The sequence below is a fragment of the Streptomyces sp. NPDC001380 genome (assembly GCF_042895785.1).
Lineage (GTDB): Bacteria > Actinomycetota > Actinomycetes > Streptomycetales > Streptomycetaceae > Peterkaempfera.
In genome coordinates this window covers 105,891-126,546 of record NZ_JBIAWP010000002.1, presented here as the reverse complement: position 1 = coordinate 126,546, position 20,656 = coordinate 105,891, and the positions used below count along the sequence as shown (strand labels likewise).

Here is a 20,656-nt window from a genome sequence, read left to right as displayed (position 1 = left end):
TCCTCCATGGCGAGGATCGTGGTCATCGGTGCGGGTATGGGAGGTCTGGCGGCTGCGGCGCGGCTGGCCACGGTGGGCCACCGGGTGCTGGTCTGCGAGGCGTCCGGCACCTACGGCGGCATGGTCGGCCGGTACGCGCGGGACGGCTTCGCCTTCGACACCGGCCCGGCGCTGCTCGCCCTGCCCGCCGTCTACCGCGACCTGGCGCTGAAGACCGGCCGGGAGCGGCTGGAGGACCTGGTGGACCTCGCCCCGGTCGACCCGGAGAGCCGCCACCTGCTGCCCGACGGCACCGAGGTGCTGCTGCCCAACGCCTCCCGCGCCGGGGTGGTGCGGGCGCTGGACGGCGCGTTCGGCGCCGGGGCGGGCGAGCGGTGGGGCGCGGTCATGGACCGCGGCCGGCAGGTCTGGGAGGCCACCCGCCGCCCCCTGCTGGAGGAGCCGCTCGCCGACGACCCCCGCCCGCTGCACGCCGACCCCTACCCCGCCGTGCGGCGCGGCCTGGCCCGGCTGCGCCGCGGCCCGTGGACGCTCGCCGACGTGGCCCGCCACGAGCTCGGCGGGCAGCCGGGGCCCGCCGCGCTGCTGGGCGAGTACGCGCTGCGCCACGGCCTGGACCCGCGCCGGGCGCCCGCGAGCACCACCGTGGTGCCCTACATGGAGCAGACCTTCGGCGTGTGGCGGGTCGGCGGCGGCCTGCGGGCCCTGGCCGACGCGGTGCACGCGCGCTGCGAGCAGCGGCGGGTGGAGTTCCTGTACCACGCGCCGGTCTCCGAGGTGGTGGTGGAGGACGGCCGGGCGGCGGGCGTGGAGCTCTCCGACGGCAGCCGCATCGACGCCGACCTGGTGGTCTCCGCGATCGACGTGCGGGCGCTGTACGGGCAGCACCTGGTGCCGTGGGAGCGGCAGGACGCGTGGCCGCCGGTGCCGGCCCCCGCGCCGGGCCGCCTCACGGTGCTGCTGGCGCTGCGCGGCGCCCGCCCGGAGGGGACCGTCCACCGCACGGTCGTGCACGCCGCCGACCCCGCCGACGAGCTCGACGCCCTCTTCTCCGCCTCGCCGCGGCCCTGCGACCGGCCCACCGTGCAGGTGTTGCGGCCCGGCGACCGGGCGCAGGTGCCGGACGGCGCCCACGAGGCCGCCGTGCTGACGGTGACGGTGCCCCGGCACGGGCCGGTGGACTGGACGGCCCCGGGCCTGGCCGACGCGTACGCCGACCGGGTGCTCGCCCACGTGGACGCGGCCGGGCTCGGCCTGACCGGACGGGTGCTGTGGCGGGTCGTGCGCACCCCCGCGGACACCGAGCGGGAGACCGGCGCCCCGGGCGGCTCGGTGCCCGCGCCGTCGCTGGCGGGGGCGGGCGGCGCCTTCCTGGCGCCGGCGAACCGCTCCCCGCTGCCGGGCCTGCTCCTGGCGGGCGGCTCGGCCCACCCCGGCGGCGGGCTGCCGCGGGCGGGGATGTCGGCGGCGGTGACGGCCGCGCTGGCCGGCACGCCCTGAGGGCGGCGGGGCCCGGGCGCGGGGTGTGCCCGGCGCACCCGGCGCAGGGCTAGGCGCAGGGCTAGGCGGAGGACTAGGCGGAGGGCTGCCAGGTGCCGGTCTGCGGCTCGTAGTGGTACTGCTGGTGCTGCTGCGGGTCGCCGCCCTGCTGCGGCACGGTGTACCCGGCGTAGGCCTGCTGCGACCAGTCCGCCTGGGCGTACTGGCCCTGCTGGGCGTAGCCCTGGGCGTACTGGGCCTGCTGGTCGTAGCCGCCCTGGGCGGCCGCCGCGTACGGGTCCTGCTGCGGGTGGCCCGCGTAGGAGGCGTCGTACCAGCCCTGCTGGGCGTAGCCCTGGGCGTACTGGGTCTGCTGGCCGTAGCCGCCCTGGGCGGCCGCCGCGTACGGGTCCTGCTGCGGGTGGTCCGCGTAGGAGGCGTCGTACCAGCCCTGGCCGTCCGCCCCCGCCGCCGCGCCCGGGTCCGCGCCGACGCCCGCGCCCGCGCCCGTGTAGACGCCGTAGCCGTCGGAGTCGTCGTCGTGCAGCGGCTGCATCTCGTAGACCTGCTGCCCGGCGGGCGCCTGCGGCCCGCCGTGGTCCCCGCCGTCGTGGTCCCCGCCGTCGTGGTCGAACCCGGCGGACCCGAACTCGACGGGGCCGACCTCGCCGACCGGCTCCTCCCAGGGCTCCCCGGCCGGCCCGGGGGCGGCGGAGAGGAACGGCAGGCGCCCCAGCGGGCCGGGCAGCGAGCCGTCCGGGCGGTGCAGGGACCAGCCCGCCTCGTAGCCGCGCTTGACGGAGAGCGTGACGAAGGTCTGCCCCACCGCGAAGGCCGCCGCGCCCAGGCCGATCACCGCGACGGAGGCCATCCGCATCCCGCCGACCACGCCGAGGAACCCGGCCAGGGCGGCCGCCCGCCAAGCCAGGGGGGCCTTGTACTGGAGCAGCAGCTCGCCGACCAGCCAGAGCGCCACGACCGCGAACGCGGCGTACAGCAGCAGGTACCCGACGCCCATCGAAACCTCCACTCCGCGGTCCGGCACCGCACCGGCCGGCCCCTCCGCGCCGCGCGCGGGTCGAGCGAGCGTACCGCGCCCGCGCGGCGGTGGGGCCGCACCGTGCCGGGTGCGCGCACGGGCTCCGGACGGGCCGGGCCGCCGGGCCGCGCGGCCCGCGTCAGCGGACCCGCTCGTGGAGCCCGAGGCTCTGGTAGATCTCCAGCGTGGCGGTGGAGTGGTTGAGCGTGATGAAGTGCAGGCCGGGCGCGTCCTCGGCCAGCAGGCGCTCCGCCATCCCGGTGGCGTACTCCACGCCGATGGCGCGCACCGCCGCCGGGTCGTCGGCGACGGCCAGGATCCGCTCGGCCAACGCGGGCGGGAAGTCGGCGTTGCTGAGCTTGGCGAAGAAGTCGATCTGCCGGACGTTGGTGACCGGCATGATCTCCGGGATGATCGGCACGTCGCAGCCCGCGGCGGCGACCCGGTCGCGCAGCCGCAGGTAGTCCTCCACGTGGAAGAACATCTGCGTGATCGCGTAGTCGGCCCCCGCCCGGACCTTGGCGACGAAGTGCCGGACGTCCTCCTCCCAGGTGGCCGACCGGGGGTGCATCTCGGGGAAGGCGGCGACGCCGACGCAGAAGTCGCCCGCGTCCTTGATGAGCTCCACCAGCTCGCTGGCGTAGGAGACGCCCTGCGGGTGGCGGACCCACTCGCCCATCGGGTCGCCGGGCGGGTCGCCGCGCACGGCCAGCACGTTCCGCACGCCCTCGTCGGCGTAGTGGCCGATGATGTTGCGCAGCTCGGCGACCGAGTGGCCGACGGCGGTGAGGTGCGCGACGGGCGTGAGGGTGGTCTCGCCGGCGATCCGGCCGACCATGTCGACGGTGCGGTCGCGGGACTTGCCGCCCGCGCCGTACGTCATGCACACGAAGTTGGGGGCCAGCGCCTCCAGGCGGCGGATGGCGTCCCACAGCCGGCGCTCGCCCTGCTCGGAGCGCGGCGGCATGAACTCGAAGGAGAACGAGCGGTGCCCCTCCGCCAGCAGCTCGCGGACGGTCACCGCGCGGTCCGTTCTGGTCGAGGGGATGCCGAGTGCCATAAGGGCAGGTTATCCGCGATACGGACGGCCGGGGCACCTCGCGTCCACCTCGTGAGACGCGGCACCGGCCGGGTGATCGCGCAATGCGCGCAGGCGTCCGGTTAGGCTGGCAGCCCCGTCTTCCACCGGAGCCGCATCGTGACCCTGCCCGCCGACGCAGCCGCACTCCTCGACGAGAACGCCGGCAACCCCGTGGACCGGGAGGGGCTGCGCATGCGCGTCAACGACGCACTGGCGGACTTCCTGGACCGCCAGGAGGCGGTGCTCTCCTCCATCTCGCCGCGGCTCTCCGACGCCTCGACGGCGCTGCGCGACTTCCTGCTGGACGGCGGCAAGCGGCTGCGCCCGGCCTTCTGCTACTGGGGCTGGCGCGGCGCGGGCGGCGCGACGGGGTCGGACGGGATCGTCGCGGCCGCCGCCGCGCTGGAGCTGCTGCAGGCGAGCGCACTGGTCCACGACGACCTGATGGACCGCAGCGACACCCGCCGCGGGCTGCCCTCGGTGCACCGGCGGTTCGAGGCGCTGCACCGCACGAGCGGCTGGCGGGGCGACCGGGGCCAGTTCGGCACGGCCGCCGCCGTGCTGCTGGGCGACATGCTGCTCTGCTGGTGTGACGAATTGTTTCTGCGCTGCGGGCTGGAGCCGTCGGCGGTCCTGGCGGCCAAGCCCGTCTTCGACGTCATGCGCACCGAGGTGATGGCGGGCCAGTACCTGGACGTCCTGGAGCCGGTCGCGGGCGGGTCGATGGGCGAGGGCGCCGCCGAGCGGGCCCTGGCGGTGGTCCGGTACAAGTCGGCGAAGTACTCGGTGGAGCGGCCGCTGCAGGTGGGGGCGCTGCTGGCCGGCGCCGGACCGGAGCTGGTGGAGGCGTACTCGGCGTTCGGCCTGCCGCTGGGCGAGGCCTTCCAGCTGCGCGACGACCAGCTGGGCGTCTTCGGCGACCCGGCGGTCACCGGCAAGCCGGCCGGCGACGACCTGCGGGAGGGCAAGCGCACCCTGCTGGTGGCGCTGGCCGTGGAGTCCTCCCCGGCCGCCGACGGCCGCATCCTGGACGACCGGCTGGGCGCCCCCGACCTGGACGGGGACGAGGTGGAGCGGCTGCGCGGGATCATCGCCCGCAGCGGCGCCGCCGAGCAGGTGGAGCGGCGGATCGACGCGCTGCTGGGCCAGGCGCTGGAGGCGCTGGAGGCGGCGCCGCTCGCCGACGGGCCGGCCCGCGACGCGCTGCGCTCGCTGGCGACGGCGGCGACCGTGCGGCGGTACTGAGCAGGACAGGGCGGGACAGGGCGGGGACGGACGGACTCCGGGTCCCGGCGGTCCACCGGGAACGCGGCCGGGGCGGGCGGCCGGTGCCGCCCGCCCCGGTCGTCCGGTACGGGTCCCACGGGTCTGCGGCCCGCCGGACGGCGCGGTCGTGCGCCGCACCGCCGAACGGGCCCTGCCGGACGGTCCGGTCACGAGGCCGGGCCGGACGGCCCTTCCGGACGCCCGGTCAGGTGCCCCTGCCGGACGGCCCGGTCAGGCGGTGCGGAGCCTGCGGGCCAGGTCCGCGGCGGCGGCCCCCGGGTCGTCGGCCGCGGTGATCGCCCGGACCACCACGACGCGCTCCGCCCCGGCCTCCAGCACCCGGTCGAGGTTGCCGGCGTCGATGCCGCCGATCGCGAACCACGGCCGGGCCTGGTGCAGCCCCGCCGCGTACTCCACCAGGCCGAGGCCGGGCGCGGGCCGGCCGGGCTTGGTCGGGGTCGGCCACACCGGTCCGGTGCAGAAGTAGTCCACCCCCGGCTCGGCGGCGGCCGCGTCCACCTCCGCCTCGGTGTGGCAGGACCGGCCGACGAGGATGCCGTCGCCGAGGATCGCCCGCGCGTGCCGTACCGGCAGGTCGCCCTGCCCGAGGTGGAGCACGTCGGGGCGGGCGGCGTGGGCGACGTCGGCGCGGTCGTTCACGGCCAGCAGGCGGCCGTGGCGGCGGCAGGCGTCGGCGAGGACCTCCAGCACCTCCAGCTCCTCGGCGGCCTCCAGGGCCTTGTCGCGCAGCTGGACGACGTCCACGCCGCCGGCAAGCACGGCGTCCAGGAACTGCGGCAGGTCGCCCTGCTCCCGCCGGGCGTCGGTGCACAGGTACAGGCGGGCGTCGGCGAGACGGGCCCGCGCCGCGGCGGCGCGGGCCTGCGGTTCGGCCACCGGCTCAGACCGCCATCGCCTGGGCGCGGCGCTTGACCTCGGTGCCGCGGTTCTCGCGCAGCGCCTGGACGGGCGTGCCCGGGAGGGTCGGGTCCTCGGTGAAGAGCCACTCCAGGGCCTCGGCGTCGCTGAACCCGGAGTCCCGCAGGACGGTCAGGGTGCCCAGCAGCCCCTTGACGGGCTTGTCGTCGCCGATGAAGTCGGCGGGGACCTGAAGGGCGTTGTTCTCGCCGCGGCGCACCGCGATGAGGTCGCCCTCCTTCACCATCTGGCGGACGCGGGTGACCTCCACGCCCCACCGCTCGGAGATGTCGGGAAGGTACAGCCAGGCCGGGACAAGGGCCTCAATCTTGGGATCGATCTCGCTCACCCGTCCAGACTGCCATCCGCAGGGCCCGGATGGGTAACTCCGGGCCCCGGCGGTGTCGCGCCGCGCCGCCCCGGCGCGCGGGGGCCGGGGCGGCGCGGGACCGCGGCGGCGGGGCTCAGCGGACGGCGGACTTCAGCGGCACGGCCGGGTCGGCGGCCGCCGCCGGGTCCAGCGGCGTGCCGCGCTCCAGGAGGCGCCGCCCCTGGGCGAGGTCGCGCGGCCGGTCCACGGCCAGCAGGGCGACCGGCACGTCGCCGCGCAGCCACAGCACGGTCCAGGCGGGGTCGTCCGGCGAACCGCGCCACAGCACGCGGTCACCCGACGGGTGGTGCCCGGCGTACTGGACCGTACGGCCGAACTGCTCGGACCAGAAGTACGGCACCGGGTCGTACGGCGGCACGTCGAGGCCGAGCAGGTCGGCGGCGGCGGTGCGGGCGGCCTGCACGGCGTTGTCCCAGTGCTGCACCGTCAGCCGGGCGCCGTAGCGGGCGGAGGGGAAGGAGGCGCAGTCGCCGACGGCGTGCACGCCGGGGAGGGTGGTGCGCAGCCGGTCGTCGGTGAGGACCGCGCCGTCGTCGCCGAGGGCCGCCCCGGAGTCGCCCAGCCAGCCGGTGGCGGGCCGGGCGCCCACGCCGACGACCACGGCGTCGGCGTCCAGGCGGGTGCCGTCGGCCAGGTGGACGGCGCCGGGCTCGACGTCCGCGACGGGCGCGCCGGTCCGCAGGTCGACACCGGCGGCGTCGTACCAGGCGCGGGTGAGACGGCCGACCTCCGCGGGAAGGGCGCCGGCCAGCGGTTCGGCGGCGGCCTCCACGACGGTGGCCTCGCAGCCGAGCGCCCGGGCGGCGGTGGCGGTCTCGGCGCCGATCCAGCCGGCGCCGACGACCACGACCCGGGTGCCGGGGCGCAGGGCGGCGCGCAGCGCGAGCGCGTCGTCGACGGTCCGCAGCAGGTGGACCCCGGGCACGCCGAGCGCGCCGGGCAGCGGGGCGGCGGAGGCGCCGGTGGCGGCCACCAGCCGGTCGTAGGGGACGGGTCCGGCGTCGGTGAGGACGGTGCGGTCGGCGCCCTCCAGGCGCAGGGCGCGGTGGCCGGTGAGCAGCTCGACGTCGAGGGCGGCCCAGTCGAGGTCGAGGGTGGTGGAGTCGGCCTTGCCCAGCAGCACGTCCTTGGAGAGCGGCGGCCGGTCGTACGGGGCGTGCGGCTCGTCGCCGAGCAGGGTGACCCTGCCCGTCCAGCCGTGCCCGCGCAGGGCGGCGGCGGTCTGGGCGCCGGCGACGCCCGCGCCGACGATCACGATCCTGTCCTTGCCGGTCGGTTCAGCCATCCGGTCAATCTAACGGCTCAACGCCGCGGCCCCCGGGGTGCAGGGGCCGGACGGCGGGGTTCCACTCGCACCATGGACGACACGTACCCGCAGGGCGGTCTGCTCCTCACCGCGAGCAGCACGGACTACCCGCTGCTCAACCTCTTCCTGACGATGCTCTGGATCTTCGTCTGGGTGCTCTGGTTCTTCCTGCTGTTCCGGGTGATCACGGACCTGTTCCGCGACCGGTCGCTCAGCGGCTGGGCCAAGGCGGCGTGGCTGATCTTCGTGATCGTGCTGCCGTACCTCGGCGTGCTGGTGTACCTCATCGCGCGCGGGCGCAGCATGGGCGAGCGCGAGGCGGAGCGGATGCAGGAGCAGAAGCAGGCCATGGACGCCTACATCCGCGAGACCGCCGGGGGCGGCGGGGGCGGGGGCGGCAGCGTGGACCAGCTCCACAAGCTGTCCGAGCTCAAGAGCCGCGGCGACCTGACCCAGGAGGAGTACGAGCGGGCCAAGGCGAAGCTGCTGCCCTGAGCCCCGCACCCCGCCCGGGCCGCCCCTCCGGGAGCGCCCCGGGCGGGGATAAGCTGGACCGCGTACACACGGGAGCCCGGCGCACCGGGCTGAGAGGGAGGCTGGTGCGGCCTCCGACCGTCGGAACCTGATCCGGGTCATGCCGGCGAAGGGAGAGTCGCGGCCGTGGCGCGCACACCCACCGACGTGCTGGTCGTCGGCGGCGGGATCATCGGACTGGCCGTCGCCTGGCGGACGGCGCAGCGCGGCCTGTCCACGGCGCTGCTCGACCCCGACCCGGGCCGCGGCGCGGCGCAGGTGGCAGCCGGGATGCTGGCCCCGGTCACCGAGCTGCAGTACGGCGAGGAGCCGCTGCTGCGCCTGGGCACGGCGTCCAACGCCCGGTACGCGGCGTTCGCCGCCGAGCTGGAGGACGCCTCCGGCCTGCCCACCGGCTACCGCGCCTGCGGCACCCTGGCCGTGGCGCTCGACGCCGACGACCGCGCCGAACTGCGCGAGCTGCACGCCTTCCACCGGCGGCTGGGCCTGGAGTCGGACTGGCTGACCGGGCGGGAGGCCCGCCGCCTGGAGCCGATGCTGGCGCCGTCGGTGAGCGGGGGGCTGCTCGCCGCCGACGACCACCAGGTGGACGGCCGCCGGGTCGGCGCCGCCCTGGTGGAGGCCTGCCGGCGCGCCGGCGTGGAGCTGGTGCGGGGCTCCGCGCAGCGGCTCCTCGTGGCGGGGGACCGGGCCGTCGGGGCCGCCGTCGACGACGGCGGGGAGCTGCACGCCGGACAGGTCGTGCTGGCCGCCGGGAGCCGCAGCCACCTGCTGCCGGGCCTGCCCGAGGGCGTGCTGCCGGCGGTGCGGCCGGTCAAGGGCCAGGTGCTGCGGCTGCGGGTGCCGCCCGTGTACGCGCCGTTCCTCTCCCGCAACGTCCGCGCCGTGGTCCGCGGCCACCACGTCTACCTGGTGCCGCGCGCCGACGGCGAGCTGGTGGTCGGCGCCACCACCGAGGAGATGGGGTACGACACCACGGTCACCGCGGGCGGCGTGTACGAGCTGCTGCGCGACGCGCACGCGCTCGTCCCCGGCATCACCGAGCTGCCGCTGGTGGAGACCGGCGCCGGGCTGCGCCCGGGCTCGCCGGACAACGCCCCGCTGCTCGGCCCGACCGCCCTGGACGGGCTGGTCGCCGCCACCGGCCACCACCGCAACGGGGTGCTGCTCACCCCGGTCACCGGCGACCTCGTCGCCGCGTACCTGGCGACCGGCCGGGTGCCGGACCTCGCCGCACCCTTCCTGCCCACCCGCTTCGCCCGCACCACCCGCACCACCGCCGCCCAGGAGGCCCAGCGATGACCGCACCCGACCGGACCGCCCCGGAGATACCCCTGTCGGTGAACGGCGAGCCGCGCCGCTTCCCGGACGGCGCCACCCTCGCCGACGTCGTGGCGACGCTGAGCGCCGCGCCCTCCGGCGTCGCCGCCGCCGTGAACGAGGCCGTCGTGCCGCGCGGCGCCTGGGGCGGCACGCCGCTGGCCGCCGGCGACCGGGTCGAGATCCTCACCGCCGTGCAGGGGGGCTGAGCCGTGGCCGACGACCCGCTCGTCATCGCCGGGACGCCCTTCTCCTCGCGCCTGATCATGGGCACGGGCGGCGCCCCCAGCCTGGAGGTGCTGGAGCAGGCGCTGCGCGTCTCCGGCACCGAGCTGACCACGGTGGCCCTGCGCCGCGTGGACCCGACCGTCAAGGGCTCGGTCCTGGAGGTGCTGGCCCGCAACTCCATCCGGGTGCTGCCCAACACCGCGGGCTGCTTCACCGCGGGCGAGGCGGTGCTGACCGCCCGGCTGGCGCGGGAGGCGCTCGGCACCGACTGGGTGAAGCTCGAGGTGGTCGCCGACGAGCACACCCTGCTGCCGGACCCGGTGGAGCTGCTGGACGCCGCCGAGACCCTCGTCGACGACGGCTTCACCGTGCTGCCGTACACGAACGACGACCCCGTGCTGGCGCGGCGGCTGGAGGACGTGGGCTGCGCGGCGGTCATGCCGCTGGGCTCGCCGATCGGCTCCGGCCTCGGCATCCGCAACCCGCACAACTTCCAGCTGATCGTGGAGAACGCCGGGGTGCCGGTGATCCTGGACGCGGGCGCGGGCACCGCCTCCGACGCGGCCCTCGCGATGGAGCTGGGCTGCGACGCGGTGATGCTGGCCTCGGCGGTCACCCGGGCCCAGGACCCGGCGCTGATGGCCGACGCCATGCGCCGGGCGGTGGAGGCGGGCCGGCTGGCCCGGCGGGCGGGACGCATCCCGCGCCGGTTCCACGCGGAGGCGTCCTCGCCGGTCGCGGGCCGCGCCGTCCTGGAGCACCGGGAGACGCCCGCGTTCTGACCCGCCCGCGCCCCCCGCGCCGGGTCCGCCGGCCGGGGCGCGGAGGGGGCGCGCCGCGCCGCCCGGGGTCACCCGCAGGGCTTGCGCGCTGCGCCCTCCGGGGCACCTGCGGCGGCCCCCGCCCGTACACTCCCCTCGTGGACACGACGCTGCACGACCCGCTCATCGGAGCGCTGCTCGACGGCCGCTACCGGGTCGAGCAGCGCCTCGCGGTGGGCGGCATGGCCACGGTCTACCGGGGCACCGACACCCGTCTGGACCGGGTGGTGGCGCTGAAGGTGATGCATCCGGCGCTCGCCGCCGACGCCGCGTTCACCAGCCGCTTCATCCGCGAGGCCAAGGCCGTCGCCCGGCTCTCGCACCCCAACGTCGTCAACGTCTTCGACCAGGGCGCCGACGGCTCCTGCGTCTTCCTGGCCATGGAGTACGTGCCCGGCTGCACCCTGCGCGACGTGCTGCGGGACCGGGGGGCGCTGTCCGTGCGCGCCGCGCTGGACATCCTGGAGCCGGTCCTGGCCGCGCTGGGCGCCGCCCACCGCGCCGGGCTGGTGCACCGGGACGTCAAGCCGGAGAACGTGCTGATCACCGACGCCGGCCTGGTGAAGGTCGCCGACTTCGGGCTCGTCCGTACCGTCGCGACCGTCGCGGCGGACACCGGCGGGCCCGCCGGCGCCACCCCGGCGGGCACCGTGATCGGCAGCGTCTCGTACCTCTCCCCCGAGCAGATCCGGCAGCAGCCCGCCGACCCGCGCTCGGACGTGTACGCCTGCGGCATCGTCCTCTACGAGATGCTGACGGGCCGCAAGCCGCACTCCGGCGACTCCCCGGCCCAGATCGTCTACCGGCACCTCGGCGAGGACGTCCCGCCGCCGTCCCTCGCCGTGCCCGGCCTGCCGCGCGAGCTGGACGCCGTCGTGGCCGCCGCCACCGCCCGCGACCCGGGGCGCCGCCCGTACGACGCCGTCGAGCTGCTGGCCGTGCTGCAGCGGCTGCGCCGCGACCTGGACCCGGCGCTGCTGGACGCCGAGCCGCCGGCCTCCACCCGCCCGACGCCGCAGTACCCCGCCAACGAGGCCACCGCGATGCTCCCGGCGCTGCCGCCGGACGGGGGACCGCCGTTCGGCGGACCGCTCCCCGGCGGCCGGGCCCCGGGCGGGCCGGTGCCCGGCTCCTCCGCGGCGCCCGAGCACACCAGCGTGCTGGAGCTGCCGTCGGACCTGGTGATGCCGCAGAGCCGGGCGTACGACGAGACGGCGGAGTTCGCCGGGCTCCCCGCCCCCGCGCGCCGCTCCCGGCGCGGACCGGTGACCGTGGCCGTCCTGACCGCGCTGGTGGTGGTCGTGGGCCTGGCGACCTGGCTGCTCTCCGGCGCCCTGTACGCGACCACGCCGAGCGTGCTGGGGATGGACCGGCCGGCGGCCGCCGCGCGGCTGCAGTCGGCGGGGCTGAGCGCCTCCTTCACCGAGGCGTTCTCCGAGACCGTGCCGCGGGGCCAGGTGGTCGAGAGCGACCCCGGCCCGGGCGCGCGCGCCCGCAAGGACCACCCGGTCACCGTCGTGCTCTCCCGGGGGCCCGAGCGGATCGCCGTGCCGACCGTGGCCGGCAGGGCGGTGGACGAGGCCCGCCGGCGGCTCACCGACGCGGGCCTGTCCCCGGGCACCGTCAGCGAGGACTTCAGCGACTCCATCCCGCAGGGGTCGGTGATCCGCACCGACCCGGCGGCCGGCCGGGAGCTGGCCCGGGAGACCCCCGTGTCGCTGGTGGTGAGCAAGGGCCCGGCGCCGCTGCCGGTGCCGCAGGTGGTGGGCGTGCCCGTCGACGACGCGCAGGCGCAGCTGACCGACGAGGGCTTCACCGTGCGGATCAGCCCCGACCAGGTGTTCTCCGACACGGTGGAGGCGGGGTCGGTCGCCTCCCAGGACCCGGACGACCGGGCGGGCCCCGGCGCCACGGTGACGCTGACGGTCTCCAAGGGCCCGCAGGTCTTCCCGGTGCCGGACGTGCGGGGGCGCTCCGAGGCGGACGCCACCGCGACCCTGCGGGCGGCCGGGTTCCAGGTGCGGGCGCTGCGGCTCAACCCGTTCGGCACGCCCGTGGTGCGCAACCAGAACCCGGGCGGCGGGGACCAGCAGCCGAAGGGCGCCACGATCACCATCGTGCTGCTCTGAACCGTGCCGCCCCGGACCGTGCCGCCCCGGACGGCGCCGCCCTGCACCGGGCCTCCCCGGCCCGCACCGCCCCCGCCGGTCCGCCCGGCGGAGCGGCGCGGCCGGTGTGATGGGATGGCCGGCATGCGCGCCGAGCCCGTCGTCACCGCCGTCACCACCTGGTACCTGGAGCAGACCTCCCCGGAGGCGCTGCGGCCCGCCGCCGGGCCGGACGCCGCCGAGGGCCTGTCCGTGGTGCGCGCCGAGCGGACCTACCCGGCCTTCAACCGCTTCCTGTACACCGCCGTGGGCGGCGACTGGTCGTGGACCGACCGGCTGCCCTGGACCCACCGCCAGTGGGATGAGTACCTGGGCCGCGACGGCACGGAGACCTGGGTGGCCTGGGTGCGCGGCACCCCGGCGGGCTACGTCGAGCTGTCGCCGAGCGGCCCCGGCGAGGTGGAGATCGCCTACTTCGGCCTGGTCGCGGCCTTCCACGGGCGCGGCATCGGGAGCCGCCTGCTCGCCGAGGGCCTCGCCCGCGCGTGGGACCTCGCCGACCGGTGGCCGGCGCTGGGGCCCACCCGGCGGGTGTGGGTGCACACCTGCAGCCTGGACGGCCCGGCCGCGCTGCGGACGTACCGGTCCCGGGGCATGGAGGTGTACGACGTGCGGACGGCGGACGAGGAGGTCCGCCCGGCCCCCGGCCCCTGGCCGGGCGCGCGCGGGGAGTGACGGGCCGGGGGTGACGGGCCGGCGGGCGGCCGGCCGGGCCGGGGGTCAGGTCTCCGGGCCGTCCCCGGGCTGCTCCTGGTAGGAGTAGCGCTGCTCCCGCCAGGGGTCGCCGAGGTTGTGGTAGCCGCGCTCCTCCCAGAAGCCGCGGCGGTCGGTCCGCATGTACTCCACCGCGCGCACCCACTTGGGGCCCTTCCACGCGTACAGGTGCGGCACGACCAGGCGCACCGGGAAGCCGTGCTCCACGGTGAGCGGCTCGCCGCCGCGGTGGGTGGCGAAGAGGGACCGCTCGTCGGCGAAGTCGGCGAGCCGCAGGTTGGAGCTGTAGCCGTACTCGGCCCACACCATCACATGGGTGACGTCGGGGGCGGGCGGCGCCAGCTCCAGCACGGTCCGGGTGGCGACGCCGCCCCACTCGTTGCCGAACATGGTGAAGCGGGTGACGCAGTGCAGGTCGCCGACCACGGTGGTGCGGGGCAGGGCGGAGAACTCCTCGTGGTCCCAGGTGTGCTTCGCGCCCGAGGCGGTGGCGCCGAAGACCTGGAACTCCCAGGTCAGGGGCTTGAAGCGGGGCACGGGGCCGTAGTGCAGGACCGGCCAGCCGCGCTGCGGCCGCTGCCCCGGCGGCAGACGCGGGTCGGCCTCGCCGGGCCGGGCGCCCTGCTGCTGGTGTTCGGACTGGCCCATGCCCCCATGGTCGCAGAGCGGCGCCCCGGCGCCTCCCCCGACCCCGCCCGCCGGGGGACACACCCTCCCGCACCCGGGCGAACCCGCTGGCACCGCCGGCCCCGCGGGGGGACGATGCCCTCGGGTGCCGGCGCCCCCGCGGACCGTCCACGCCCCCGGCGCACGGCCCGGCAGCCCCCACCCCGACAGCCCGACCCCGACAGCACAACCCCGACAGCCCCGACCCGACAGTCCCGACCCGACAGTCCCGACCCTCACAGACGTGGAGCGGCCCATGCAGGGCGACCCCGAGGTCCTCGAGTTCCTCAACGAGCAGCTGACCGCCGAGCTCACCGCGATCAACCAGTACTTCCTGCACGCGAAGATGCAGGAGAGTGCCGGCTGGACGAAGCTCGCCGCGTACACCCGGCACGAGTCGTTCGACGAGATGCGGCACGCCGAGGTCCTCACCGACCGGATCCTGCTCCTCGACGGGCTGCCCAACTACCAGCGGCTCTTCCACGTCCGGGTGGGCCAGACGGTGCGGGAGATGTTCGAGGCGGACCGGCAGGTCGAGGTGGAGGCCATCGACCGGCTGCGGCGCGGGATCGTGGTGATGCGGGCGAAGGACGACGTCACCTCGGCGAACGTCTTCGAGGCGATCCTCGCCGACGAGGAGGAGCACATCGACTACCTGGACACGCAGCTGGAGCTGCTGGAGCGGCTCGGCGAGGCGCTGTACCTGGCCCAGCAGATCGAGCAGCCCGCGACCTGAGGAGCCCGCCGGGCGGCGCCGGCGGCCCGGGGCCCGGACGGTCAGGCCGCCTCGGCGGTCCCGTCGCCGGGGCCGCCGGGCGCGGCGGCGAGGCCGAGGCGGGCGGCGAGGCGGGGGGTGGGGCAGGGCCGGGCGCCGTGCTGCCCGAGGAGGGCCTGGATGCGGCGGACGCAGGAGCCGCAGTCGGTGCCGGCCCGGCAGCCCCTGGCGACCTGGCGGGGGGTGGCCGCGCCCCGGTCGATCTCCTCGCGGACCCGCTGCTCGGTGACCGCGTGGCAGCTGCAGACGTACATGGGCGCGGTCTCTCCTCACGGCTGATCAGCCAAGGCTCGCCTTACTCCGGTAAGCCTCACCTTACCTGGCCGCCCCGGGCAGCGGAAAGCCCTCCCGGCACCGGATGTCCGGTACGCCGGGAGGGCTTCGTCACACACGGGGGGACCCGGGGCCCGGAGGCCGGCGGATCACTGGCCGCGGTACATCTCCGCGACCAGGAAGGCCAGGTCCAGGGACTGGCTGCGGTTGAGCCGCGGGTCGCAGGCCGTCTCGTAGCGCTGGTGCAGGTCGTCGACGAAGACCTCGTCGCCGCCGCCCACGCACTCCGTGACGTCGTCGCCGGTCAGCTCCACGTGGATGCCGCCCGGGTGGGTGCCGAGCGCCCGGTGCACCTCGAAGAAGCCCTTGACCTCGTCGAGCACGTCGTCGAAGCGCCGGGTCTTGTGGCCGGTCTCCGCCTCGAAGGTGTTGCCGTGCATCGGGTCGCAGATCCAGACGACCTGCGCCCCGGAGGCGGTGACCTTCTCCACCAGCTCGGGCAGCCGGTCGCGGACCTTCCCCGCGCCCATGCGGGTGATGAAGGTGAGCCGGCCGGGCTCCCGCTCCGGGTCGAGGCGGTCGATGAGGGTGAGGGCCTCCTCCGGAGTGGTGGTCGGGCCGAGCTTCACCCCGACCGGGTTGCGGATGCGGGAGGCGAACTCGACGTGCGCCCCGTCCAGCTGCCGGGTCCGCTCACCGATCCAGACCATGTGGCCGGAGACGTCGTAGAGGTGCCCGGTGCGCGAGTCGGTGCGGGTGAGCGCCGTCTCGTAGTCCAGGATCAGCGCCTCGTGCGAGGAGAAGAACTCGACCGTCCGGAACTCCTCCGGCTCGGCGCCGCAGGCCCGCATGAAGGCCAGCGCGTTGTCGATCTCCTTGGCCAGCGACTCGTAGCGCTGCCCGGCCGGGGAGTTGCGCACGAAGTCCTGGTTCCAGGCGTGCACCTGCCGCAGGTCGGCGTAGCCGCCCGTGGTGAAGGCGCGGACCAGGTTGAGGGTGGCGGCGGAGGCGTTGTACATCCGCTTGAGCCGCTCCGGGTCCGGGATGCGGGACTCGGGGGTGAACTCGAAGCCGTTCACCGAGTCGCCCCGGTAGACCGGCAGCGTCACGCCGTCGCGGGTCTCCGTCGGCTTGGAGCGCGGCTTGGAGTACTGGCCGGCGATGCGGCCGACCTTCACCACCGGCACCGAGGCGGCGTAGGTCAGCACGACCGCCATCTGGAGCAGTGTCTTGAGCTTGTTGCGGATGTGGTCGGCGGAGACGCCGTCGAAGGCCTCGGCGCAGTCGCCGCCCTGCAGCAGGAACGCCTCGCCACGCGCGACAGCGCCGAGCCGGGCGCGCAGCTGGTCGCACTCGCCGGCGAAGACGAGCGGCGGATACGACGCGAGGTCCGCGAGTGCGGTGCGCAGAGCCTCGGGGTCGGGCCATTCGGGCTGCTGCGCCGCGGGCAGGGACTGCCAGGTGTGGAGATCGTTCACGGTCACACACCCAAGGCTACGGGGTGTGTGCACGGATGTGTCCGAAGGGCCCGAGGACTGAGACGCGTCGCGGACACGCCTGGTCCCGGGCCCGGCCGCGGCGGCACGGCGCGCGGACGGCCCCTCCGGGGGCGCCCGATCCGCTAGAGTCGGAGCCATGCACGCGCCGCACACCTTCTCCTGGTGGTGGACCGTCCCTCACGGCGGCCCACAGCTCGCGCGTCCCTAGACGAACACGACGGCCGCCCCGCGGGGCGGCCGTCGGCGTACCGGCCAGGCGACCCTCCCCGGACGGCGGAAGCACCCGCTCCCCGCAGCCCCCTCGGAAGGAAGCCCGCCATGGCCCCCGAACCGCACCCGGCACCCCCCGCCCCGCGGACACCCCCCGCCCCTGGCAGCCCGGCGTCCGGCACCCCGGCGTCCGGCACCGCGGCGTTCGGGACCCGGGCGCCCGAGGCGCTGGTCGGCCGCCTCACCGCTCCCGGCGCCCCCGCGTTCGCCCTGCTCCACCGCCGGGCCCCCCGCCTCGCCCCGGACACCGTCGAGGTGCTGCTCGGGGAGATCGGCACCCACGAGCGCCTGGCCGACCTGCCGGTCCCCTCCGGCGCGCCCGCCTCCCGCACCCCCGTGCACGACCTGCTCGCGCTGGTCCCGTACCGGCAGATCCGCGAGCGGGGCTTCGAGGTCCGCGACGACGGCACGCCGCTGCAGGCGCTGCGGGTCGCCGAGCAGTACGCGCTGCCGCTGGACGCCCTGCTGGCCGCCCTCCCCCGCGAGCGGGTGGTGCTGCGGGACGGCGCCTTCGACGTGGACGACGCGCGGTACGCCGAGACCGTGCGCCGGGTCGTGGAGGAGGAGATCGGCCGGGGCGAGGGCGCCAACTTCGTGGTCCGCCGCGACTTCACCGGCACCCTGGAGGGCTTCTCGCCCGCCGTGGCGCTCACCCTCTTCCGGCGGCTGCTGGAGCAGGAGCGCGGCGCGTACTGGACGTTCCTGGTCCACACCGGGGAGCGGGTGCTGGTGGGGGCGAGCCCGGAGGTGCACGTCCGGCAGACCGGCGGCACCGTCGTGATGAACCCGATCTCCGGCACCTACCGCTACCCGGCGGGCGGGCCGACCCTGCCGACGCTGCTGGACTTCCTGGCCGACCCCAAGGAGCTGGAGGAGCTCACCATGGTGGTCGACGAGGAGCTGAAGATGATGTGCACGGTGGGCGACCTCGGCGGCCAGGTGCTCGGGCCCCGGCTGAAGGAGATGTCCCACCTCGCCCACACCGAGTACGAGCTGCGCGGGCGGACCAGCATGGACGTGCGGGACGTGCTGCGGGAGACCATGTTCGCCGCCACCGTCACCGGCAGCCCGGTGCAGAACGCCGCCCGGGTGATCGCCCGCCACGAGCCCACCGGGCGCGGCTACTACTCGGGGGCGCTGGCCCTGATCGGGCGCACCGGGAGCGGCGGGCAGCTGCTGGACTCCCCCATCTGCATCCGCACCGCCGACGTCGACGCCGCCACCGGCCGGCTGGCCGTGCGGGTCGGCGCGACCCTGGTCCGGCACTCCGACCCCGCCTCCGAGGTCGCCGAGACCCACGCCAAGGCCGCCGGCGTCCTCACCGCGATCGGTGCCCGGCCCGCCCCCGCGGGCCGCCCGGTGCGGCGGGCCGCGCCGCGGCTCGCGGACGACCACCGGGTGCAGGCCGCCCTGGACGCCCGGCGGGCCGGCCTGGCGCCGTTCTGGCTGCGGATGCAGCAGCCGCTCCCCGCGACCGGCCCGCACGCGCTCGTCGTCGACGCCGAGGACACCTTCACCTCGATGCTGGCGCACCTGCTGCGGTCCCTCGGCCACCGGGTCACCGTGCTGCGGCACGACGCGCCGGGCCTGCGGGAGGCGGTCGCCGCCCACGACGGGCCGCTCGTCCTCGGCCCCGGCCCGGGCGACCCGTCCGACCCGGACGACCCGCGGATCGCGGTGCTGCGGGAGCTGGCGGACCACGCCCTGGCGGAGCACCGCGGCGGGGTGCTGGCCGTCTGCCTCAGCCACCAGCTGGTCGCCGGGCGGCTCGGCCTGCCGCTGCGGCGCCGGGCCGTCCCGTACCAGGGCGCGCAGGAGCAGGTCGACCTCTTCGGGTGGCGGCGGACGGTGGGCTTCTACAACACCTTCGCCGCGCGCTGCGACGACGCGGACGCCGCCCGGCTCGCCGCCCTGGGGGTGGAGGCGGCCCGCGACCCGCTGACGGGGGACGTCCACGCGCTGCGCGGGCCCGGCTTCGCGAGCGTGCAGTTCCACCCCGAGTCGGTGCTGACCCGGGAGGGCGCCGCGATCACGGCGGAGCTGCTGCGGGCCGCCGTGCCGGCGGTCTGACCCGGGCCCGGCGGCCGGCTGCGGGGCCGGGGCGGCCCGCGCCGCCGGATCCGCCCCGCGGACCCCCTTCCCCGGGGCGCCGCCGGCTGGGAGGCTCGCCCCATGAGCCAGCTCACCGCGCCCGGCTCCCCCACCGGCCCCGTCCCGGTCCACGGCCCGGTCCCCGGCCCGCGCAACGCGATCACCGACGTGCCGGGCCTGCGGGTGGGCCACGCCCGGCTGCCCGGCGCGCTCGCCCTCAGCGGCACCACGGTGGTGCTGGCGCCGCCGGGCGGGGCGGTGGCGGCGGTCGACGTGCGGGGGTCCGGTCCGGGCACCCGGGAGACGGACGCGCTCACGCCGGGCAACGTGGTGGAGCGGGTGGACGCCGTGGTGCTGACCGGGGGCAGCGCGTACGGCCTGGCGGCGGCCGACGGGGTCGCGGCCTGGCTGGAGGAGGCGGGCCGCGGCCACCGGGTCGGGCCCGACCCGGCGCAGGTGGTGCCGGTGGTGCCGACGGCCGCCCTCTTCGACCTGGGGCGCGGCGGCGACTTCCGGGCCCGGCCCGACGCGGCGACCGGCCGGGCCGCGGTGGCGGCGGCCGCCGCCTCCCCGGAGGGCGCGCCGGTGGAGCAGGGGGCGGTGGGCGCGGGCACCGGTGCGATGACGGCCGGGATGCGGGGCGGGGTCGGCACGGCCAGCGCCGTCCTGCCGGGCGGGGTGACGGTGGCGGCGCTGGTGGCGGTCAACGCCCTGGGGTCGACGGTGGACCCCGCCACCGGGCTGCCGTACGGCGTCGGCGACGGGCTGCGGTACGCGGACGGGACGCCGGAGTTCCCGCTGCGGGTGCCGGGCCCGGAGGCGGCGGAGCGCGCCCGGCGGCGGCTGCGGGAACTGGCGGCGGAGCGGGAGGCGCTCTCCCCGCTGAACACCACCCTCGGCGTGGTCGCGACCGACGCCCGGCTGGACCGGGCGCACACCCGCAAGCTGGCCGCGGTCGCCCACGACGGCATGGCGCGCGCGGTGCGCCCCTGCCACTCGCTCGCCGACGGCGACACCGTCTTCGCCCTGGCCACCGGTACCGCCGGGCCGCCGCCCGCACGGCCGGGCCTGCTGCCGGAGCACGCCGCCGCGGACGCGGTGAACGCCCTGCTGGCGGCGGTCGCGGACGTGTTCGCGCGCGCCGTGGCGCACGCGGTGCTGCACGCGGAGCCGGCGACGACGCCGTGGGGGCACCTGCCGTCCTACCGCGAGCTCCACCCCGAGGCCTTCGCCTGAGACTCCAGGGCGAACATCAGCTCGGCGAGGCAGTCGCTGACGCCGCGCCCGGCGGTGTCCAGGACGATCCGGTCGCGGTGCCACGGCTCGTACGCGCGGCGGCAGACCGCGTCCCAGTCGGGGAGCGGCAGGCCGGGGACGTCGGCGGAGCGGGAGGCCACCCGGCGGCGGTGCTCGGCGCGGTCCGAGCAGACGACCTCCACCTCGGCGACGTCGGCGCCCGCCCGGCGTCCGGCGTCCCGCCAGGCGTCGCGGGTGACGGCCAGCGGGTTGACGGACTCGGCGACCACGGACAGGCCCTGCCGCAGGTGGTCCTCGGCGAGGGCGTACCCGACCGCGTACCCGGCCGGGCCGACCGGGTGGACCGCCAGGCCGGAGCGGACGATCGCCTGCTCCACCGTACCGGTCCGCAGGTGGACGGCGCCGGTGCTGCGGGCCAGGGCCCGGCCGACGGTGGTCTTGCCGGTGGCGGGGAGGCCGCCCAGGACGATGAGCATGCTCCATCCTGGCGCACGCCCGCCCCCCGGCGGGGGCGGACGCCGCTGACGTCCCGCCGGTCCCGCGGGAGGGGCACCGGTCCC

Annotated in this window: 20 protein-coding genes and 1 riboswitch; of the genes, 11 read left to right on the top strand and 9 right to left on the bottom strand. The window is 77.0% G+C overall.

Annotated elements, in window-relative coordinates; translation table 11 throughout:
• Positions 1–6: 6 nt before the first annotated feature.
• Positions 7–1,500 carry a phytoene desaturase family protein gene (locus tag ACFY07_RS03350; RefSeq protein WP_390867154.1) on the top strand — a complete coding sequence of 498 codons (1,494 nt, stop codon included), beginning with the start codon at positions 7–9 and terminating at the stop codon, positions 1,498–1,500.
• A gap of 73 nt (positions 1,501–1,573) precedes the next feature.
• Here ACFY07_RS03350 and ACFY07_RS03345 read toward each other — a convergent pair whose 3' ends face one another.
• Together ACFY07_RS03345 and metF are read right to left on the bottom strand one after the other, a co-directional pair.
• Positions 1,574–2,497 carry a hypothetical protein gene (locus tag ACFY07_RS03345; protein ID WP_390867153.1) on the bottom strand — a complete coding sequence of 308 codons (924 nt, stop codon included), beginning with the start codon at positions 2,495–2,497 and terminating at the stop codon, positions 1,574–1,576.
• Between the two features lie 160 nt (positions 2,498–2,657).
• Positions 2,658–3,578 (bottom strand): methylenetetrahydrofolate reductase [NAD(P)H], encoded by a 921-nt coding sequence (gene metF / locus ACFY07_RS03340; protein ID WP_230648221.1) that lies wholly within the window; start codon positions 3,576–3,578, stop codon positions 2,658–2,660.
• Between the two features lie 138 nt (positions 3,579–3,716).
• On the opposite strand from metF, the gene ACFY07_RS03335 reads away from it, so the two are divergent.
• A complete protein-coding gene (locus ACFY07_RS03335) occupies positions 3,717–4,844 on the top strand; it encodes a polyprenyl synthetase family protein (protein WP_390867152.1) in 1,128 nt (375 codons plus the stop codon).
• A gap of 252 nt (positions 4,845–5,096) precedes the next feature.
• Here ACFY07_RS03335 and thiE read toward each other — a convergent pair whose 3' ends face one another.
• The 3 genes from thiE to ACFY07_RS03320 all read right to left on the bottom strand — a co-directional run bounded on the left by thiE (position 5,097) and on the right by ACFY07_RS03320 (position 7,459).
• A complete protein-coding gene (gene thiE / locus ACFY07_RS03330; RefSeq protein WP_230648223.1) occupies positions 5,097–5,762 on the bottom strand; it encodes a thiamine phosphate synthase in 666 nt (221 codons plus the stop codon).
• Between the two features lie 4 nt (positions 5,763–5,766).
• A complete protein-coding gene (locus ACFY07_RS03325) occupies positions 5,767–6,132 on the bottom strand; it encodes an Rv2175c family DNA-binding protein (protein WP_230648224.1) in 366 nt (121 codons plus the stop codon).
• A gap of 115 nt (positions 6,133–6,247) precedes the next feature.
• Entirely contained in the window at positions 6,248–7,459 is a 1,212-nt protein-coding gene (locus ACFY07_RS03320; protein WP_390867150.1) for an NAD(P)/FAD-dependent oxidoreductase, read from the bottom strand.
• 72 nt (positions 7,460–7,531) lie between these two features.
• Between ACFY07_RS03320 and ACFY07_RS03315 the strand changes: the two genes are divergently transcribed.
• The 6 genes from ACFY07_RS03315 to ACFY07_RS03290 all read left to right on the top strand — a co-directional run bounded on the left by ACFY07_RS03315 (position 7,532) and on the right by ACFY07_RS03290 (position 13,226).
• Positions 7,532–7,975, top strand: coding sequence for an SHOCT domain-containing protein (locus ACFY07_RS03315; RefSeq protein WP_390867149.1), 444 nt, complete (start codon positions 7,532–7,534; stop codon positions 7,973–7,975).
• Between the two features lie 64 nt (positions 7,976–8,039).
• A riboswitch (TPP riboswitch) is annotated at positions 8,040–8,133 on the top strand.
• A gap of 7 nt (positions 8,134–8,140) precedes the next feature.
• Positions 8,141–9,316 carry a glycine oxidase ThiO gene (thiO, locus tag ACFY07_RS03310; RefSeq protein WP_390867148.1) on the top strand — a complete coding sequence of 392 codons (1,176 nt, stop codon included), beginning with the start codon at positions 8,141–8,143 and terminating at the stop codon, positions 9,314–9,316.
• The gene (gene thiS, locus ACFY07_RS03305; protein ID WP_390867147.1) at positions 9,313–9,543 is read left to right on the top strand and encodes a sulfur carrier protein ThiS; all 231 of its coding nucleotides are present in this window, start codon (positions 9,313–9,315) and stop codon (positions 9,541–9,543) included. The genes thiO and thiS overlap by 4 nt, the downstream gene beginning before the upstream one ends.
• Positions 9,544–9,546: 3 nt before the next feature.
• Entirely contained in the window at positions 9,547–10,344 is a 798-nt protein-coding gene (locus tag ACFY07_RS03300; protein WP_230648229.1) for a thiazole synthase, read from the top strand.
• Positions 10,345–10,481: 137 nt separating this feature from the next.
• On the top strand, positions 10,482–12,512 hold the full coding sequence (gene pknB / locus ACFY07_RS03295; RefSeq protein WP_390867146.1) for a Stk1 family PASTA domain-containing Ser/Thr kinase: 2,031 nt from the start codon (positions 10,482–10,484) through the stop codon (positions 12,510–12,512).
• A 123-nt stretch (positions 12,513–12,635) separates the two neighbouring features.
• On the top strand, positions 12,636–13,226 hold the full coding sequence (locus ACFY07_RS03290) for a GNAT family N-acetyltransferase (protein ID WP_390867145.1): 591 nt from the start codon (positions 12,636–12,638) through the stop codon (positions 13,224–13,226).
• Positions 13,227–13,271: 45 nt separating this feature from the next.
• On the opposite strand, the gene ACFY07_RS03285 is transcribed toward ACFY07_RS03290, so the two are convergent.
• Positions 13,272–13,913, bottom strand: coding sequence for a sulfite oxidase-like oxidoreductase (locus tag ACFY07_RS03285; RefSeq protein WP_390867144.1), 642 nt, complete (start codon positions 13,911–13,913; stop codon positions 13,272–13,274).
• Positions 13,914–14,187: 274 nt separating this feature from the next.
• On the opposite strand from ACFY07_RS03285, the gene bfr reads away from it, so the two are divergent.
• Positions 14,188–14,667 carry a bacterioferritin gene (gene bfr, locus ACFY07_RS03280; RefSeq protein WP_230648372.1) on the top strand — a complete coding sequence of 160 codons (480 nt, stop codon included), beginning with the start codon at positions 14,188–14,190 and terminating at the stop codon, positions 14,665–14,667.
• 41 nt (positions 14,668–14,708) lie between these two features.
• On the opposite strand, the gene ACFY07_RS03275 is transcribed toward bfr, so the two are convergent.
• Together ACFY07_RS03275 and ACFY07_RS03270 are read right to left on the bottom strand one after the other, a co-directional pair.
• Complete coding sequence (locus ACFY07_RS03275) at positions 14,709–14,960, bottom strand: bacterioferritin-associated ferredoxin (RefSeq protein ID WP_230648233.1); 252 nt, start codon at positions 14,958–14,960, stop codon at positions 14,709–14,711.
• A 168-nt stretch (positions 14,961–15,128) separates the two neighbouring features.
• Positions 15,129–16,463, bottom strand: coding sequence for a class II 3-deoxy-7-phosphoheptulonate synthase (locus ACFY07_RS03270; protein ID WP_390867143.1), 1,335 nt, complete (start codon positions 16,461–16,463; stop codon positions 15,129–15,131).
• Positions 16,464–16,796: 333 nt separating this feature from the next.
• Here ACFY07_RS03270 and ACFY07_RS03265 point away from each other — a divergent pair, with 333 nt between their 5' ends.
• Positions 16,797–18,818: a chorismate-binding protein gene (locus tag ACFY07_RS03265; RefSeq protein ID WP_390867142.1), complete on the top strand. Its 2,022-nt coding sequence runs from the start codon at positions 16,797–16,799 to the stop codon at positions 18,816–18,818.
• A gap of 102 nt (positions 18,819–18,920) precedes the next feature.
• Entirely contained in the window at positions 18,921–20,075 is a 1,155-nt protein-coding gene (locus ACFY07_RS03260; protein WP_230648236.1) for a P1 family peptidase, read from the top strand.
• On the opposite strand, the gene ACFY07_RS03255 is transcribed toward ACFY07_RS03260, so the two are convergent.
• Positions 20,042–20,572 carry an AAA family ATPase gene (locus tag ACFY07_RS03255; RefSeq protein WP_390867141.1) on the bottom strand — a complete coding sequence of 177 codons (531 nt, stop codon included), beginning with the start codon at positions 20,570–20,572 and terminating at the stop codon, positions 20,042–20,044. The genes ACFY07_RS03260 and ACFY07_RS03255 overlap by 34 nt on opposite strands.
• Positions 20,573–20,656 lie beyond the last annotated feature (84 nt).

Bases quoted from the DNA above. Each gene is read 5' to 3' on its own strand.
- bfr (WP_230648372.1), top strand. From the start codon at position 14,188: ATGCAGGGCGACCCCGAGGTCCTCGAGTTCCTCAACGAGCAGCTGACC.
- metF (WP_230648221.1), bottom strand. From the start codon at position 3,578: ATGGCACTCGGCATCCCCTCGACCAGAACGGACCGCGCGGTGACCGTC.
- ACFY07_RS03275 (WP_230648233.1), bottom strand. From the start codon at position 14,960: ATGTACGTCTGCAGCTGCCACGCGGTCACCGAGCAGCGGGTCCGCGAG.
- ACFY07_RS03260 (WP_230648236.1), top strand. From the start codon at position 18,921: ATGAGCCAGCTCACCGCGCCCGGCTCCCCCACCGGCCCCGTCCCGGTC.
- ACFY07_RS03320 (WP_390867150.1), bottom strand. From the start codon at position 7,459: ATGGCTGAACCGACCGGCAAGGACAGGATCGTGATCGTCGGCGCGGGC.
- thiS (WP_390867147.1), top strand. From the start codon at position 9,313: ATGACCGCACCCGACCGGACCGCCCCGGAGATACCCCTGTCGGTGAAC.
- ACFY07_RS03350 (WP_390867154.1), top strand. From the start codon at position 7: ATGGCGAGGATCGTGGTCATCGGTGCGGGTATGGGAGGTCTGGCGGCT.
- ACFY07_RS03315 (WP_390867149.1), top strand. From the start codon at position 7,532: ATGGACGACACGTACCCGCAGGGCGGTCTGCTCCTCACCGCGAGCAGC.
- ACFY07_RS03290 (WP_390867145.1), top strand. From the start codon at position 12,636: ATGCGCGCCGAGCCCGTCGTCACCGCCGTCACCACCTGGTACCTGGAG.
- ACFY07_RS03285 (WP_390867144.1), bottom strand. From the start codon at position 13,913: ATGGGCCAGTCCGAACACCAGCAGCAGGGCGCCCGGCCCGGCGAGGCC.
- ACFY07_RS03345 (WP_390867153.1), bottom strand. From the start codon at position 2,497: ATGGGCGTCGGGTACCTGCTGCTGTACGCCGCGTTCGCGGTCGTGGCG.
- ACFY07_RS03265 (WP_390867142.1), top strand. From the start codon at position 16,797: ATGGCCCCCGAACCGCACCCGGCACCCCCCGCCCCGCGGACACCCCCC.
- ACFY07_RS03255 (WP_390867141.1), bottom strand. From the start codon at position 20,572: ATGCTCATCGTCCTGGGCGGCCTCCCCGCCACCGGCAAGACCACCGTC.